At 63.6% G+C, this 15,716-nt stretch carries 17 protein-coding genes; 11 read left to right on the top strand and 6 right to left on the bottom strand.

Going from position 1 to position 15,716, the window contains the following annotated elements; all coding sequences use genetic code 11:
• The first annotated feature begins 118 nt into the window (after positions 1–118).
• The 4 genes from ABVQ20_RS10660 to lpxK are packed head-to-tail and all read left to right on the top strand — an operon-like array spanning position 119 to position 3,499.
• Complete coding sequence (locus ABVQ20_RS10660; protein WP_354459455.1) at positions 119–364, top strand: DUF4170 domain-containing protein; 246 nt, start codon at positions 119–121, stop codon at positions 362–364.
• Positions 365–369: 5 nt separating this feature from the next.
• Positions 370–1,161: a lysophospholipid acyltransferase family protein gene (locus tag ABVQ20_RS10655; RefSeq protein ID WP_354459454.1), complete on the top strand. Its 792-nt coding sequence runs from the start codon at positions 370–372 to the stop codon at positions 1,159–1,161.
• Positions 1,158–2,474, top strand: a complete 1,317-nt coding sequence (waaA, locus tag ABVQ20_RS10650; RefSeq protein WP_354459453.1) for a lipid IV(A) 3-deoxy-D-manno-octulosonic acid transferase — start codon at positions 1,158–1,160, stop codon at positions 2,472–2,474. The genes ABVQ20_RS10655 and waaA overlap by 4 nt, the downstream gene beginning before the upstream one ends.
• A complete protein-coding gene (gene lpxK, locus ABVQ20_RS10645) occupies positions 2,474–3,499 on the top strand; it encodes a tetraacyldisaccharide 4'-kinase (protein WP_354459452.1) in 1,026 nt (341 codons plus the stop codon). The genes waaA and lpxK overlap by 1 nt, the downstream gene beginning before the upstream one ends.
• On the opposite strand, the gene ABVQ20_RS10640 is transcribed toward lpxK, so the two are convergent.
• The gene (locus ABVQ20_RS10640) at positions 3,496–3,729 is read right to left on the bottom strand and encodes a DUF2093 domain-containing protein (protein WP_227348108.1); all 234 of its coding nucleotides are present in this window, start codon (positions 3,727–3,729) and stop codon (positions 3,496–3,498) included. The genes lpxK and ABVQ20_RS10640 overlap by 4 nt on opposite strands.
• Before the next feature lie 125 nt (positions 3,730–3,854).
• On the opposite strand from ABVQ20_RS10640, the gene ABVQ20_RS10635 reads away from it, so the two are divergent.
• Positions 3,855–4,454 carry a hypothetical protein gene (locus ABVQ20_RS10635; protein ID WP_354459451.1) on the top strand — a complete coding sequence of 200 codons (600 nt, stop codon included), beginning with the start codon at positions 3,855–3,857 and terminating at the stop codon, positions 4,452–4,454.
• Positions 4,455–4,475: 21 nt separating this feature from the next.
• Here ABVQ20_RS10635 and ABVQ20_RS10630 read toward each other — a convergent pair whose 3' ends face one another.
• Positions 4,476–5,402, bottom strand: coding sequence for a LysR substrate-binding domain-containing protein (locus tag ABVQ20_RS10630; protein ID WP_354459450.1), 927 nt, complete (start codon positions 5,400–5,402; stop codon positions 4,476–4,478).
• A gap of 89 nt (positions 5,403–5,491) precedes the next feature.
• Between ABVQ20_RS10630 and ABVQ20_RS10625 the strand changes: the two genes are divergently transcribed.
• A complete protein-coding gene (locus tag ABVQ20_RS10625) occupies positions 5,492–6,385 on the top strand; it encodes a DMT family transporter (RefSeq protein ID WP_354459449.1) in 894 nt (297 codons plus the stop codon).
• 70 nt (positions 6,386–6,455) lie between these two features.
• Here the strand turns inward: ABVQ20_RS10625 and mutL are convergent, their stop codons facing one another.
• Together mutL and ABVQ20_RS10615 are read right to left on the bottom strand one after the other, a co-directional pair.
• The gene (gene mutL, locus ABVQ20_RS10620) at positions 6,456–8,345 is read right to left on the bottom strand and encodes a DNA mismatch repair endonuclease MutL (protein ID WP_354459448.1); all 1,890 of its coding nucleotides are present in this window, start codon (positions 8,343–8,345) and stop codon (positions 6,456–6,458) included.
• 61 nt (positions 8,346–8,406) lie between these two features.
• A complete protein-coding gene (locus ABVQ20_RS10615; RefSeq protein WP_354459447.1) occupies positions 8,407–9,369 on the bottom strand; it encodes a GlxA family transcriptional regulator in 963 nt (320 codons plus the stop codon).
• Between the two features lie 108 nt (positions 9,370–9,477).
• Between ABVQ20_RS10615 and ABVQ20_RS10610 the strand changes: the two genes are divergently transcribed.
• Entirely contained in the window at positions 9,478–9,786 is a 309-nt protein-coding gene (locus ABVQ20_RS10610; protein WP_354459446.1) for a putative quinol monooxygenase, read from the top strand.
• A 54-nt stretch (positions 9,787–9,840) separates the two neighbouring features.
• On the opposite strand, the gene ABVQ20_RS10605 is transcribed toward ABVQ20_RS10610, so the two are convergent.
• On the bottom strand, positions 9,841–10,743 hold the full coding sequence (locus ABVQ20_RS10605) for a LysR substrate-binding domain-containing protein (protein WP_354459445.1): 903 nt from the start codon (positions 10,741–10,743) through the stop codon (positions 9,841–9,843).
• 91 nt (positions 10,744–10,834) lie between these two features.
• Between ABVQ20_RS10605 and ABVQ20_RS10600 the strand changes: the two genes are divergently transcribed.
• The 4 genes from ABVQ20_RS10600 (at position 10,835) to ABVQ20_RS10585 (ending at position 15,244) form a co-directional block, all read left to right on the top strand.
• On the top strand, positions 10,835–12,403 hold the full coding sequence (locus ABVQ20_RS10600) for a trimethylamine methyltransferase family protein (RefSeq protein ID WP_354459444.1): 1,569 nt from the start codon (positions 10,835–10,837) through the stop codon (positions 12,401–12,403).
• A gap of 59 nt (positions 12,404–12,462) precedes the next feature.
• The gene (locus tag ABVQ20_RS10595) at positions 12,463–14,112 is read left to right on the top strand and encodes an ABC transporter substrate-binding protein (protein ID WP_354459443.1); all 1,650 of its coding nucleotides are present in this window, start codon (positions 12,463–12,465) and stop codon (positions 14,110–14,112) included.
• A 96-nt stretch (positions 14,113–14,208) separates the two neighbouring features.
• Positions 14,209–14,688 carry a DUF3828 domain-containing protein gene (locus ABVQ20_RS10590; protein WP_354459442.1) on the top strand — a complete coding sequence of 160 codons (480 nt, stop codon included), beginning with the start codon at positions 14,209–14,211 and terminating at the stop codon, positions 14,686–14,688.
• Positions 14,689–14,734: 46 nt separating this feature from the next.
• Positions 14,735–15,244: a YqhG/Tai3 family protein gene (locus ABVQ20_RS10585; protein WP_354459441.1), complete on the top strand. Its 510-nt coding sequence runs from the start codon at positions 14,735–14,737 to the stop codon at positions 15,242–15,244.
• 9 nt (positions 15,245–15,253) lie between these two features.
• Here the strand turns inward: ABVQ20_RS10585 and queF are convergent, their stop codons facing one another.
• Positions 15,254–15,715 carry a preQ(1) synthase gene (gene queF / locus ABVQ20_RS10580; RefSeq protein ID WP_354459440.1) on the bottom strand — a complete coding sequence of 154 codons (462 nt, stop codon included), beginning with the start codon at positions 15,713–15,715 and terminating at the stop codon, positions 15,254–15,256.
• Position 15,716: the final 1 nt, after the last annotated feature.

Below are 15,716 nucleotides of genomic sequence, written 5' to 3'. Positions count from 1 at the left end.
CGAGAAGCGGAAGCCGGCTTGCGGACACGCCTTGTATAGACAAAGCGCTTTCGAAGGTTCCAAAATCAGTGGCTTTGGTCTAGACCACTCACAAACTCACAATATGTGAAGGATCGACATGGCCGCAGATGACGGAAAGAAGCAGCTGTTGCATCTGGTGTTCGGCGGCGAACTCACCAAGCTCGGCGGCACGGAGTTCCGCGATCTCGATGCGCTCGACATCGTCGGCATCTATCCGGACTATCAGTCCGCGCACACCGCGTGGAAAGCCAAGGCGCAAGCCAGCGTGGACAATGCCCATATGCGTTACTTCGTCGTTCACCTGCACCGTCTGCTGGACCCCGACAACAAGGCTGTCGGTTGACTTCGATGGAGCATGATCTGGCGAAAGAGCCAGCGACGGAGGCCGCGCCCACGGGCAGGGGGCGCAGCCGCACGACCAAGGCGTTCTGGCGCAAGATTCGCGAACCGCTGGCGCAGTCGCGATTCGTCAAGAATGCCATTGCCAGCCTGTTCGCCCAGTTCGTGCGGCTCGTGCGTCTGACGAATCGCCTGGCCGACGGATCGGCTCGGTTTTCGGGTGGCGCCTATGCGCAATTCGAACCCGGCATCATCGCACTCTGGCACGGTCAGCATCTTCTCACCCCGGCCTATTATCCAAAGCGCAAGCCGCTGGTCGCCATGGTGTCGCGCAGCGCCGATGCCGAGCTCAATGCATTGATGCTCGAGAAGTTCGGCATCGAGGCAGTGCGCGGCTCCGGTGGACGCGACAATGCCCGGCATCTCGACAAGGGCGGCGCCAAGGCGCTCATTGCCCTGAAAAAGTCGCTCGCCGCCGGCAAGAACGTCGCCATGATCGCAGACATTCCCCACGGCACGCCCCGCGATGCCGGGCTCGGCATCGTTCTCCTGGCGCGCCTCTCCGGCCGGCCACTGCTGCCCGTCGCCATCACCACCAGCCGCCGCAAAGTGCTGGAAAGGAGCTGGGACAAGACCACGATCAACCTGCCGTTCGGCCGCTCCTCCATCGTCATCGGCACGCCGATCTTCGTGGCGGCCGATGCCGATGAGGCCGAGATGGAACGCAAGCGCCTCGAGATCACCATCGCGCTCAACGCTGCAACCACCGAGGCTTATCGCCTTGTGGATGGCCGCCAATGAGCGAGCGCTGGGCGCGAGCCATGTTGTCGGCGTACCGGTTCGCGGGCGCTGCTGCCTATCCGCTCGTCGGGCCTTATGTCGCCTGGCGCACGTCGAGGGGCAAGGAAGATCGCAACCGGCGCCGCGAGCGCTATGGCGTTGCCGGGCGCGAGCGCCCCGAGGGACCGGTGATCTGGATCCATGCGGCCAGCGTCGGCGAGACCATTGCGGTCGTGCCACTGGTCGAAAGCATCCTCGACTACGGCGTCAACATCGTGCTGACGACCGGTACGGTTACCTCGGCGCAGGTCGCCGATGAACGGCTCGGCAACCGGATCATCCACCAATATGTGCCGCTGGACCTCAAGCCCGCGGTCAGCCGTTTCCTCGATCATTGGCGTCCGGACCTGGCGATCATCGCCGAATCCGAAATCTGGCCGATGACCATCCTGGAGCTTGGCGCGCGACGCGTGCCGCAGGTCCTGGTCAATGGCAGGCTTTCCGACCGTTCCTTCAAATCCTGGAAGAAGCGCGCCAACATCGCCGAGGCGTTGTTCGAGAACCTTGCGCATGTCGTCGCTCAATCGGATGTCGATGGCGAGCGGTTCCTCTCGCTGGGCGCCCGGCCGGTCACCGTGTCCGGCAATCTCAAGGTCGACACCTTGCCGCCGCCGGTCGATGACAGGGCCCTGGCGACACTGCGGCGCCAGATCGGCGACCGCCCGACCTGGGCGGCGATCTCGACCCATGATGGCGAGGAAGTTGTCGCCGCGGAAGTTCATGCCACGCTGCACAAGCGGCATCCTGGGCTCCTGACCATCATCGTTCCTCGTCATCCCGATCGCGCCGAGGCCTTGGCCGCGCAGATCTCCGGCATGGGCCTTAAAGTTGCCCGGCGCAGCAAGGGCGACAGGATCGCCGCCGATACGGATATTCTGCTTGGTGACACGATCGGCGAGATGGGGCTCTATCTCCGCCTGACCGAAATCGCCTTTGTCGGCCGTTCGCTGACATCCGAAGGCGGCCAGAATCCGCTGGAGCCGGCGATGCTCGACACGGCGGTGCTTGCCGGCCGCAATGTGCAGAATTTTCGCGAGGCCTATCAGCGCCTGATCGACAGCGGCGGCGCCAAGCTGGTGCGCGACCGCGACATGCTGGCTGGCGCCGTCAATTTCCTGCTGTCCAATGAGGTGGCCCGTCATGAAATGATGGCGGCGGGTGCTGCGACCGTCGACGAGATGCGCGGCGCGCTGGCGCGCACGCTGAAGTCGCTCGAACCCTATATCCAGCCGCTGGTCGTCAAGTCGCGCCTGAAGGGCGCCAACGGTCGGTAGTGTCCAGCGAAGCGCCCCCCTTCTGGTGGGAGGAGCCGGACTGGAAGGTCTGGGCGCTGTCGCCGATTTCGGCTGTTTACGCCGCCATTGCCGGCCGCCGCATGCGGTCGGCGCGCCGCGAAAAGGTTGAAGCCCCGGTGCTTTGTATCGGCAACTTTACGGTTGGCGGCACCGGAAAGACGCCGGTGGCGATCGCGCTGGCCAAGCAGGCCCGGCGCATGCAGCTCAATCCCGGCTTCCTGTCACGCGGCCATGGCGGTTCTTTTGCGCAGCCGCATATTGTCGATCCGCATCACGATGCGGCCAAGCATGTCGGCGATGAGCCGCTGCTCCTGGCCGAACACGCGCCGGTCGCGGTGACGCCGAACCGCGCCGCCGGTGCTCGACTGCTGATGGAACGGCATGGCTGTGACTTCCTGATCATGGATGACGGCTTTCAGAGCGCCCGCGTCCACATCGATTTCGCGCTGGTCGTTGTCGACGCGCGCTATGGCATTGGAAATGGCCGCGTCATTCCCGGCGGGCCGCTGAGGGCGAGGATCGTTGACCAGCTGGTTTTCACCAGTGCGCTCCTCAAGATGGGCGAGGGCACTGCCGCCGACGCGGTCGTGCGGCAGGCCGCGCGCGCGGGACGGCCGATCTTCGAGGCGCATACCGAGCCGACCAACACGGCAAGCCTCGCGGGCAAGCGGTTCCTCGCCTTCGCCGGCATCGGCCATCCTGAAAAATTCTTCGACACGGTGCGCGACGCCGGCGGCGAAGTGGTGCTCGCGCGGCCGTTTCCAGATCACCATTTCTACGCAGAGGACGAACTTGCCGAATTGGCGGCGACGGCGCGGACCGACAATCTCGGCCTGATCACCACGGCCAAGGATGCCGCCCGGCTTCGTCACGGCGTTTCCAGGGAATTCCTCAATCGGCTCGACGTGCTGGAGATCGATACCGTGTTCGAACTCGACCACGTGCCGCAGCGCATCATAGACGAGACGCTGGACGCATGGCGCCAGCGCAAGCTCAAGGGTTAGCGCCGGCTGCGCAGATCCGGATTCACGTCGATCTCGCGCCGCAGCGAGGCCGTGGCGCTGACATAGGGCTCCTGCCGGGCGACGCTCCAGTATTTCAGCTCGTCCAGCGGGATGCTCTCGCCGGTCACCGCGCAGCGCACGAATGAGCCAGGACTGGTGACCTGGAAGTCACCGTCGAGATAGCGGATACGGGCTTCCTTGCCGCCGGGGCCTTCGAAGCGGTTCATCATGAAATGGCGCCAAGAGTCATGATGATTTCATCGCCACAAATTGCCGGCGAGGTCAAGCTTTGCGACAAGCCTGAAGCAACGCAGATGCACTATTCGTGAGTGGAAACAGCCACTGCGAGGACAGTATGGATATTTCAACTGCCCGCCTGACCTCACTCCTGAGAGAGGCGATTGCGCCGCAAGCCTTGCCTTCAGCCAAGGTCGATCCGGCCAAGTCGGCGTTGGTGAAGGCGCTGGTCCAGCCGCCGTTGCCGTCGCTCCGCCCACAATCGATTGCATCCGCTTTACCAGCCTCGTTGCCGGCACCGGCGCTTGTTGCAAGGGCTCAGCAGGTGACTTCGGCACAGATCGTGCAGGCGTATCAGGCGTTGGCGGAGCCAAATGAATTGGCCGATGACGCCGGGGCGACCGCGGCAGCGGCGAGGAGACCGAGAGCGGACGGTGATGACGCACAGCGAGGTCCGGCGGTACCACCCGCAAGGGTTGATGACGGCGGAGCCGTGAGGCCAGCGGCCCAGCCATGGCTGGCGCTTCTGTCACCGCAGGCCCCGCCCTTGCGCAAGACCTCCGCAACCAATGCCACGGCCGAGCAAGGCCCCGACGCGAGCCGGTCAGCCGGCGGGGCGCAGCCTCAGGACAAGCAGATGAATCTCGGGTTCATGTCGCTCGCCATCGGGCTGCTGGCGGCGACGATCGTTGGGTTGGTCCTGCTGGCGCTCCGCTGACCAGCGGTTCGCAAGCGACCTTTACCGTTCGGCCTCGATGAATCCCTCGATCTTTTCCGCGCTGAGCCCGGCCTGCGCCGCGATGCGTCGCGACAGATCGGCGGCGGCCGTGCGGGGACGTCCGATCGGACGGTCGAGCCAGTAGGAAACCGGATTGAGCGCGGTGCGCTCGTCGACGGCGACGATCCGGCCAGACTTGAGTTGATGCCCGGTCAGCGGCGGCCGCGCCAGCGCGATGCCGAGCCCATAAGCGGCGGCGTCGAGCACCAGATTGTAGTCCTCGAAGCGGCGATCCTGCGGGCGCGGGCGATAGTCCATGCCTTGCGCCGCAAACCAGGCGCGCCAGGCCGAGGCATCGGAATCATTGATCAGCGGGAACTTGAGCAGCCGAGCCGGGTCGCCGCGCCCGATGTTGCGAGCAAGCTCGGGTGATGCGATCGGAAACACTTGTTCTTCGAACAGTTGCACCGAGACGCGGCCGGGAATGCCGCCGCGGCCGCAGCGGATCGACAGGTCGATGCCTTCATCGGCGAGGTCGGCCTGGCGTATGTCGACCTCGAGCACGATGCGCAGCCTGGTGGGATCGTTCTCCAGCGCCGCCATGCGCGGCATGAGCCACAAGCCGCTGATCGAGGGTATGGAGGTCAGCCGCACCACGGCGGTACCGCGCGGCTCGACCCAGCGGTCGGAATGACTGGAGATCAGCGCGAACGCTTCCGCCGTGCGCAGATGCAGCCTGTTGCCTTCGATTGTCAGCGTCACGCCGCGCGCGCCGCGATCAAACACCTTTAACCCGAGCCAGTCTTCCAGCTTGGCGATCTGCCGGCTGATGGCGCCATGGGTAATGTTGAGCTTTTCGGCCGCGGCCGAAAAGCTGCCGGTCCGCGCCGCCGCGTCGAAGGCGCGCAGCGTTTCGAGCGGCACCATAGTGTCCGAGCTGTGATCCATAATCACAGGTGATCCTCGATTTGGTCGTTTGTCAATCGTTCGGAAAAGGCGTTTCTGCAGTTCAGGACCGAAGGCACGAGGATAGTGAGATGAATGCGACGACCAGTACGTTGAATCCGACACAGCGGATGGACACCACGGCAACCATCGCGGTGGCGCTGACGGTGGTCGGCTGGGCCTCGGCATTCCCCGCGATCCGCGCCGGCCTCGTCGCCTTCGGACCGTTGGAGCTTGGCGCATTGCGTTTCGCCATCGCCGCCGTGCCGGCCGCGATCTTTCTTGCCGTCAAGCGCCCGGCGCTGCCGAAGCTCGACGAATTATGGCGCTTAGCCTTTGGCGGCGCGATCTTCGTCGCGCTCTACACGGCTATGCTCAATTTCGGCGAACTGACCGTCTCGGCGGGAGCAGCAGGCTTCATCATCAATGTCAGCCCGATCTTCACCGCCATCATGGCGATGGCGCTGCTCGGCGAACGCTTTTCCGGCATGGCCTGGGTCGGCACCGTGATTTCATTCACGGGCATCGGCGTCATCGCCGTGGCCGATGGACATGGCCTGCATTTCAATGCTGGCGCTCTGCTGGTGCTTGGCTCCGCACTCTGTTCGGCCGTCAACACCATCGTCCAGAAGCCGCTGTTTGCCCGTCATCATCCGTTGACCATCTCGGCCTCGAACATGGTGCTCGGAGCACTCTGCCTGTCGCCCTTCCTGCCGAACGCGCTGTCGCAGGTCGCCATTGCCGACACTGCCGGCCTCGGCGCCGTCATCTATCTCGGCATCGTGCCCAGCCTCATCGCCTACGCCGCCTGGGCGACCGCACTGTCGCGCCTGCCGGCGTCGCGGGCCTCGAACTTCCTCTATCTGGTCTCGCCGATGTCTGCGCTGATCGGCTTCTTCTGGCTGGGCGAAGTGCCGACGCTGCTCGGCATGCTTGGCGGCGCGCTGGCGCTGGGTGGCGTGATCGTGGTGAATTTGAAGCGGTAGTTCAAAAGCTTGGCGTTGTTTCCTGACTCAAAAGAGCCGCCGAGTTGCGGCTCTTTTCGCGTTTGCGAAACTACCGCCTGCCAAACAGCCTTTCGATATCGGCGAGTTTCAGCTCGATATAGGTCGGGCGGCCGTGATTGCAGGTGCCGGAGCCGGGCGTCGCTTCCATCTGGCGCAGCAGCGCGTTCATCTCCTCGGCCTTGAGCAGGCGCCCGGAGCGCACCGAGCCGTGGCAGGCCATGGTTGCCGCGATCTTGTCCAGCCGCTCCTTCAAGGTCTCGACCGTGTCGTTGTCGGCGATCTCGTCCGCGAGGTCGCGCACCAATTGCTGGACGTTGGTCTCGCCGAGCATCGACGGTGTTTCTCGCACCGCCACCGCGCCAGGCCCGAAGCGCTCGATACCCAGCCCGAAGCGGGCCAGCGTCTCCGAATGCATCGCCAGGCGCTCGGCATCCTCTTCCGGCAGGTCGATGATCTCGGGCAACAGCAGCATCTGCGACGGCACGGCGCGCGAATGCAGCGCGGTCTTCAGTGCCTCGTAGACCAGCCGCTCATGCGCCGCGTGCTGGTCGACGATAATCAGGGAATCCCTGGTCTGGGCGACGATGTAGTTCTCATGCACCTGCGCGCGCGCGGCACCAAGCACCATGCCGAGCAGTGTCTCTGCCGTTTCGGCCTGGCCAGCGCGTGCGTCGGCACTGTGAAGGGAGCCCGAGTCGAAGGCTGCTTGCTCATTCTCGCCTAACCCACCGCTTCCGGATATTGGATCGTCAAACCGGCCGCCTTCAAATCCCATGTCGAGGGGACGCTGCGATGAACGGGACGGGTCGAAACCGGCCGAGCCGGAAGCCCTGTAGGCCGCCTCGTAGCTGCGGTGGCCATTTGCCGGGCCGCCATGGCCGTACGATGCGGCACCGGGCCGGAACGCCGCCATCATGCCGGCCGCTCCGGTGGTGGCGGCGCGGATGCCGGCATCGCCAAGCGCCTGGCGGATGGCGCCGACGATCAGGCCACGCACCAGGCCCGGATCGCGGAAGCGCACATCGGCCTTGGCCGGGTGGACATTGACGTCGACGATGGCCGGATCGAGCGTCAGGAACAGCACGGTGACCGCATGGCGGTCGCGCGGCAGCACGTCGGCGAAGGCGCCACGAATGGCCCCGGCGATCAGCTTGTCACGCACCGGCCGGCCGTTGACATAGGCATATTGCTGCAAGGCATTGGCGCGGGTGAAGGACGGGATCGAGACGTGGCCGGTCAGGCGAACACCCTCGCGCATCGCATCGATGGCAATGGAATTGTCGGGAAAGTCGGCGCCCATCACCTGCGCGACGCGGCGCAGGCTGCCTTCGGCGCTGTCGTCGGTCGCCGGCAATTCCAGCGTCGACCGGTCGGAGCCAGCCAGCGTGAAGCGCACGGCAGGGAAGGCGATGGCGATGCGCTTGACCACATCGCTGGTGGCCGAGCTTTCGGCGCGTTCGCCCTTCATGAACTTGAGCCGGGCAGGCGTGGCGAAGAACAGGTCGCGCACCTCTACCGTGGTGCCGCGGTTGGCCGCCGCGGGCCTGACGGCGGAGACGCGGCCGCCCTCGATGCCGATTTCGGCGGCGCTGTCACCCGAAGCCGTGCGCGAGCGGATCGACAGCCGCGACACTGAGCCGATCGAGGGCAGTGCCTCGCCGCGAAAGCCGAGCGAGCGGATATCGTGAATGTTTTCGGCAAGCTTCGACGTGCAGTGACGCGCGATCGCCAGTGCGAGCTCCTGTTCGGGGATGCCCGATCCATCGTCGGTGACGCGGATCAGGTTCAGCCCGCCGCCGGCTGTGACCACCTCGACGCGTGAAGCGCCGGCGTCGAGCGCGTTCTCCACCAGTTCTTTGACCACGCTGGCCGGACGCTCGATGACTTCGCCGGCGGCGATCTGGTTGATCATCGTTTCGGAAAGCTGGCGAATGGGCATGGAAACACTATAGGCGGATTCGTATGCCTTGCGGGAGAGGCAGATTTGCACTGACGGTGGATCAACTCGCGGCGCGAATTTCGCGTACGCCCTTGCGTAGCCGCCGGCGCAATAGATTGCGCAGCGTCACCCCGTCGCCATAGCCGACCTTCGCGGCGATCTCATCGACGCTATTGGACGTGGTTTTCAACAAATGCACGGCCTGCTCGACGCGCAGATCCTGAAAATAAGACAGCGGCGTCTTGCCAAGAACGTCGTTGACACGCCGCGACAGCGTCCGCTTACTGGCGCCAAGTGCGGCGGCTGCCTCGTCGAGGTTGAAGCCGGTGGAAAGATGGTCGCGCGCCCAACGTTCGAAACGCTCAACCAGCGGGTTCGAATGGGCGAGGTGGTCCGAGATCGCATAGGCCGACTGCAGCGGCCGGCTGTCGACGATCAGATATTTCGCGGTCAGCGCCGCGAGCTCCGGGCTTGTCTGGCGGATGACCATCAGAGCGAGATCGATATGGCCGAGCGCTGCTCCGGCGGTTGCGAACTGCCCGTCAGTGATCAGCATGCGCGAGGCGTCGAGCCGCACTTGCGGGTAAAGTTGCCGGAACATCGGTGCCAGCCACCAGGTCGTGGTTGAGGGCCGCCGGTTGAGAAGGCCGGTTTCAGCCAGGATGAAAGTGCCGATACAGGCAGCCCCGATGCGCGTGCCGGTATCGGCGGCGGCGCGCAATGCCTTGGTCGCCTTGGCGACGTCGCTCCGCTTCAGCGCGTTGGCAAGCGGGCCAGGCATCTTCTGGCCGATCGCCGGGATCACCAGCCAATCGGGGTCCGGCTCGCTGCCCATCGAGACGACCGGCACCTGGAGACCTTGCGCGGTGTGGACTGCGTCGCTCACCGCGACAATGGTCGTAGCGAAACGGCTGGTCGGGGATGCCAGCATCCCAGCCAGTTCGTTGGCGGTGCCGAACACGTCGAGCATCGTGGCCAATCCGGTGTCGAAGACGCCATCAAGCGCAAGGACGGAAATGTTCATGGCAACAATGATATCAAAGATGTCATTTTTGCCAATACGCTTTCCGGTTCGATGCTGCGATTGTCGTTTTTGACGGTCGCCTTGGCCGCGCAAAAGAGGAGAAGATAAATGATCACGCTCGCATTGTTCGCGCGTTTCGAAGCCAAGCCCGGCAAAGAAAAGGATGTCGCTGCGTTCCTCAGGACCGGGCTGCAACTGGCCAACCAGGAGGCAAAGACGCCGATCTGGTTCGCGCTTCAGCTAAGCCCGAGCATTTTTGGTGTATTCGATGCCTTTCACGACGAGACGGGCCGGCAGGCGCATCTCACGGGCGAGATCGCCAAGGCGTTGATGGCCAATGCCGAAACTCTGTTCGTTGGTCCGCCGACCATCGACAAGATCGACGTGCTCGGCCTCAAGAACGACGGTTCAGTCTGATCTTCCTCAGCACGCGAACGCGATCCGGTCACGCGCCGGATTGCGTTGACGTGTCTACGCCTGCGCCACCAGCCAATCCCGGACCTTGCGGGCATTGTCGCTGAGTTCCCGGTTCTTCGGCCAGACGACATAGAACGCCTTGCCGGTCTTGAGCACGTGATCGGTCACCGGCACCAGCAGCCCGGACGACAGCAGCCGCTCGGCGAGGTGCCGCCAGCCCAAAGCAATGCCTTGCCCCTCCATGACGCCCTGAATCACCAGGCCATAGTCGTTGATGCGCAGGCCGCGCGCGGTATTGTCGAGACTGCCGCCGGCCGACTGGAACCATTCGTCCCAGCTCGCCGCCTCGCGGTAGGGCTCTTCAAGATGGATCAGACGATGCGTGGCCAGTTCCTCGACGGTCCTCGGCATGCCGAACTTCGCCAGATAGCTGGTGCTGGCGACCGGGAAGATTTCCTCGTCGGCCAGCGGCAGAGAATGATAGTCCGCCCAGTCGCGTGGCTCGCCGCCGCGCACGGCGAGCGGGATGCCTTCGGCGATGATATCGAGGTCGCGGTCGGCGGTCTGGATGCGCAGATCGATGCCAGGCAGTTCGTCGCGGAACTGCTGCAGGCGCGGCATCATCCAGAAGGAGCCGAAAGCCGTCGATGCGGCCAGCGTCACATGGCCGCCGGTTGCTTGCAGGCGCAGATCCTCGGCCGATTTGCGGATGTGGGAGAGCCCGAGTGACACGTCGGCGTGGAAGCGCTCGCCGGCCTCGGTCAGGGTGACCTGGCGGTGGCGGCGCTGGAACAGCTTGGCGCCGAGCTGTTCCTCCAGCCCGCGCACCGCATAGGAGACAGCAGCCTGTGTCATGCCGAGCTCGCGCCCGGCGGCGGTGAAACTCGACAGCCGCCCGGCGGCTTCGAAGACGATCAGGCTGCCGGCCGAGGGCAGGAGGTGGCGCAGGCTTCGCATAAGCTCAGCTTATACAAGAGATCAGGATTTTCCAGCATCACAGCGGAAATTCGTCTGGCTAGATTGGTCACAAGAGCAAGATTGAGGTCCCATGAACGCACCGGCCGCAGATGTCACGATCGAACCCGCCAAGCGCCGTGAACGCGGCGGTGGCCGCATCGCCCGGCGCGAACTGCGCTCGCATGGCTCGGAAGGGCTCAGCCGGCCCTATATTGTCAGAAACATCCCGACCTATGACATCCTGTTGGAAGAGAATCTGCTTCGTATCGAGGCGACAGCCGACCAGATACTGGCCGAGATCGGCATAGAGTTCCGCGACGACCCCACGGCGCTGGCGCACTGGAAACGGGCAGGGGCTGATATCGACGGCGTGCTGGTGAAATTCGAACCTGGCATGCTGCGTGAAATCCTCAAGACCGCGCCCGCCACCTTCACCCAACATGCGCGCAATCCCGCTAATTCGGTCGAGATCGGCGGCAAAAGTGTCGTCTTTTCGCCGGCCTACGGCTCGCCCTTCGTCATGGATATCGACAAGGGCCGCCGCTACGGCACGATCGAGGACTTCCGCAACTTCGTGAAGCTGGCGCAGTCGTCGCCCTGGCTGCACCATTCCGGCGGCACCATCTGCGAGCCGGTCGATGTGCCGGTCAACAAACGCCATCTCGACATGGTCTACAGCCACATCAAATACTCGGATCGCGGCTTCATGGGCTCGGTCACGGCCGAGAGCCGTGCGGAAGATTCGATCGACATGGCGCGCATCGTCTTTGGCCGCGATTTCGTCGATAGGAATTGCGTCATCCTTGGCAATGTCAACGTCAACTCGCCGCTGGTCTGGGACGCGACGATGACCACGGCGTTGCGCGCCTATGCCCGCGCCAACCAGGCGGCTGTCATCGTGCCCTTCATCCTCGGCGGAGCCATGGGGCCGGTGACCAATGCCGGTGCCATCGCACAGTCGCTGGCCGAAACCATGGCCGGCTGCGCGCTGACCCAGCTGGAACGGCCGGGCGCGCCGGTCATCTTCGGCAATTTTCTATCCTCGATGTCACTGCGTTCAGGGTCACCGACCTTCGGCACGCCAGAACCGGCGATCGGTTCGATGGTCATCGGCCAGCTGGCACGGCGGCTCAACCTGCCGCTGCGCTGTTCCGGCAATTTCACCACCTCGAAACTGCCTGATGCGCACGCCATGAACGAAGGTACCATGTCGATGCTGGCGGCGGTGCATTGCGGCGCCAATTTCATCCTGCATTCGGCCGGCTTCCTCGATGGGCTGCTGTCCATGTCCTACGAGAAATTCGTCATGGACGCGGATTTCTGCGGCGCGCTGCACACCTATCTCGACGGGGTCAAGATCGACGACAACCAGTTGGCGCTCGATGCCTTCCGCGAAGTCGGACCGGGCAGCCACTTCTTCGGCTCGGCGCATACTTTGGCCAATTACGAGACGGCGTTCTGGGATTCCGAGATCGCCGACAACGAACCTTACGAGAAGTGGGAAGCGGCCGGATCGGAAGATGCCGCCATCCGCGCCAATCGGCGCTGGAAGAAGGCGCTGGCCGAATACCAGGCGCCGCCGCTCGATCAAGGGATAGACGAGGCGCTGCAGGATTTCATGGGCCGTAAGAAGCTCGAGATGGCGGATGCCTGGTACTGAACATCCGAGAAGGGCGATCAACGTCCCGCACCGAAAAATGGGAACAGTGGAGGAAACCAATGACACTCTTCAGAAGTGACGGAGACCGCGTGCCGAACGCCATCGAAGCGATGGCGCAAGAAGCGCGCGCAGGCCGCATGGACCGGCGCGAGTTCCTGGCCCTGGCAAGCGCCTTTGGCGCGTCGACGGCTCTGGCCTACGGCATGATCGGCCTTGCCGTGCCGGACCAGGCCTTGGCCGAAGAGCCGAAGAAGGGCGGAACGCTGCACGTCTCGATGTCGGTGAAGGCGCAGAAGGACCCGCGCACCTATGACTGGGTGGAGCTTGCTAACATCTCACGCAGCTGGCTGGAGCCGCTTGTGCGCTATACCCGGCAATTCACCTTCGAGCCGGTGCTGCTGGAAAGCTGGGAGGTCAATGACGACGCCACCGAATACACGCTGCATGTGCGCAAGGGCATCACCTGGAACAATGGCGATGCTTTCAACGCCGATGATGTCGCTTACAATCTGACGCGCTGGTGCGAAAAGAATGTCGCCGGCAATTCCATGGCCGCACGCGTGGGCGCCCTGATCGACGCCAAGACCGGCAAGGCGAGGGACGGCGCGATCACCAAGGTGGACGACAGCACGGTCAAGCTGAAGCTGAGCGAGCCCGACATCTCGCTGATCCCGAATTTCACCGATTATCCCGCGCTGGTGGTTCACCGCAAATTCGACGCCGACGGTGCCGACCCGGTCGCCAAGCCGATCGGCACCGGCCCCTTCGAACTGGTTTCCTATTCGGTCGGCCAGAAAGCGGTCGTCAAGCGTCGTGAACACGGCAAGTGGTGGGGCGGCGAAGCGCCTCTCGATGGCGTCGAGTTCATCGATTACGGAACCGACTTCAACGCCTCGGTGAATGCATTCGACTCCGGCGAGATCGACGTCAATTTCGAGACTCCCGCGGACTTCATCGACATTCTCGACAAGATGGGCTTGCAGAAGTCGGAGGTCGCGACAGCGACGACGCTCGTTGCCCGTACCAACATCACCCACAAGCCCTATGACGACAAACGCGTCCGCAACGCCCTGCAGATGGCGGTGGACAACAGTGTGGTGCTCGAACTTGGCTATAACGGGCGAGGCACCGTCGGCGAAAACCACCATGTCAGCCCTATCCATCCGGAATACTACCCGCTGCCGAAGAAGACGCGCGATGCGGCTGGGGCCAAGAAGCTGATGGCGGATGCAGGGCAGGCCGACTTCGAGCACGAACTGATCACCATCGAGGATGATTGGCAGAAGAACACCGGTGACGCGATCGCCGGTCAGCTGCGCGATGCCGGGATCAAGGTGAAGCGCACGGTGCTGCCGGGTTCGACCTTCTGGAACGACTGGACGAAATATCCCTATTCGATGACGATCTGGTACATGCGCCCGCTCGGCGTTCAGGTGCTGGCGCTCGGCTACCGCACCGGTGAGGCCTGGAATGAATCGGCCTATTCGAATCCCGATTTCGACGCCAAGCTCAAGCAGGCGCTGTCGCTCATCGACGTGGCCAAGCGGCGTGAGGTCATGAAGGACGTCGAGCAGATCCTGCAGGATTCCGGTGTCATCATCCAGCCGTACTGGCAGAAGCTCTACAGTCATATGAACAAGAAGGTGAAGAACTACGGTGTCCACCAGACCTTCGAGATGGATCTCCAGAACGTCTGGCTGGACGGCTGAAACAGGGCGCGGCAGGCCTTCATGAGCCGCAAAAAAGCCGATATGCAAGATGCGTGGTACTGATTGACGTCAATCGTCCAGCATCTGGGGAAATGCATGAAACTGCCGCTTGTTGTTGCCATTCTTTCGATTGCCGCGCCTGTCGCGGCCCTTGCCGGACCTGCCTCCGACGCGGTGAAGTTCTTCTACGTGCCGGAGGTCAAGTTCGAGGCCGACGCTCAATACCGGGATCGCTTCACCGAACCGGTGACGAAGTTGTTCGATCTGAACGATCAGGCGGCGAAGAAGGACCCGGACCAGGTCGCCTGCATCGATTTCGATCCCGGTCTGGATGCGCAGGATTTCGACCAGAAGACTCTGTCCAAGACCTTGAAACTATCGGAGAAGGTTGACGGTGACAGCGCCGAGGTGACGGCGAGCTTCGACCTCTTTCCGGAAGGGGACGATACCGGGCGCGAGATGCATTGGACGCTGAAGAAGATCGACGGCAAGTGGAAGATCGCCGACATCGCCTCGAAGACAAGCGACTGGACGCTCAGCAAGCTCGAGTGCGTCGCCGGGCAGAGCCCGGAGTGATGCCATGGTCGGTTTCTGTCCGCGGGTTTGGATGGTTTGTCTTGCCATGGCGGGGCTGAGCGGCAGCGCCTCGGCGGAGGGGCTGCTGGGCGCGCCGGCGGCAAACCAGCCTGCGGCAAGTCCGCCCGCCCAGTCGGCCCCGGCGGAAAACACGCCGTCGGCACCCATATTGCCGGGCTCGCCGACAGCCGTGGTGAAACCATTCTACGAGCACCTCGGGCTCGAGATTGATCCGGCGCAGCGCAGCCATTTCGTCGACCCGGCCAAGACGGTGCTCGACAAGAGCGATGCGCTGCGGAAATCGGGGCAGGGCGAGTGCCTCGACCCCAACATGGCGCTGGACAATGCCGACTACGACAAGGACGCGATCGACAAGAGTTTCAAGACGCTCGAATCCGTCGATGGCGACGCAGCCAAGGTGATCGTCGCCTTCGTCGTGGCCGGCAATCCGCATCGCCTGGAGTGGAAGCTCAAGAAGGTCGATGGCGCCTGGAAGATATCGGATCTCTTGTCGGTGACAGGCGAATGGGCGCTCAGCCAGTACCAGTGTGAATGAAGCGTGCGACTAGCCACGACCGCGATAGGGTGCGACGCCAGTGTCCGGAAGCCAGGCACCTTCCGGCGGGGCGCCGGTCTGCCAGAACACGTCGATCGGGATGCCGCCGCGCGGATACCAATAGCCGCCAATGCGCAACCACAAGGGCTTGGTCGCTGCCACAATGCGCCGGCCGATCATCACGGTGCATTCCTCGTGGAAGGCGCCGTGATTGCGAAACGAGGTCATGAACAGCTTGAGCGATTTCGACTCCACCAGAGCCGTGTCCGGCGCGTAGTCGATGACGATATGGGCAAAATCCGGCTGGCCGGTGACCGGGCAGAGCGAGGTGAATTCCGGGCAGGTGAAGCGCACGATAGCCGGCGGGCCGTCGCCGCGCGCAAACGGTACGGTTTCCAGGACCGCCCGATCAGGGCTCTGTGGCGTCTCGACGTGAGTGCCGAGCTGGGTAAGGTTTTCTGTCACGGTCATG

It is taken from the genome of Mesorhizobium shangrilense, from assembly GCF_040537815.1.
Taxonomy (GTDB): Bacteria; Pseudomonadota; Alphaproteobacteria; order Rhizobiales; family Rhizobiaceae; genus Mesorhizobium; species Mesorhizobium shangrilense.
This window is presented reverse-complemented; position numbering and strand designations above follow the sequence as displayed.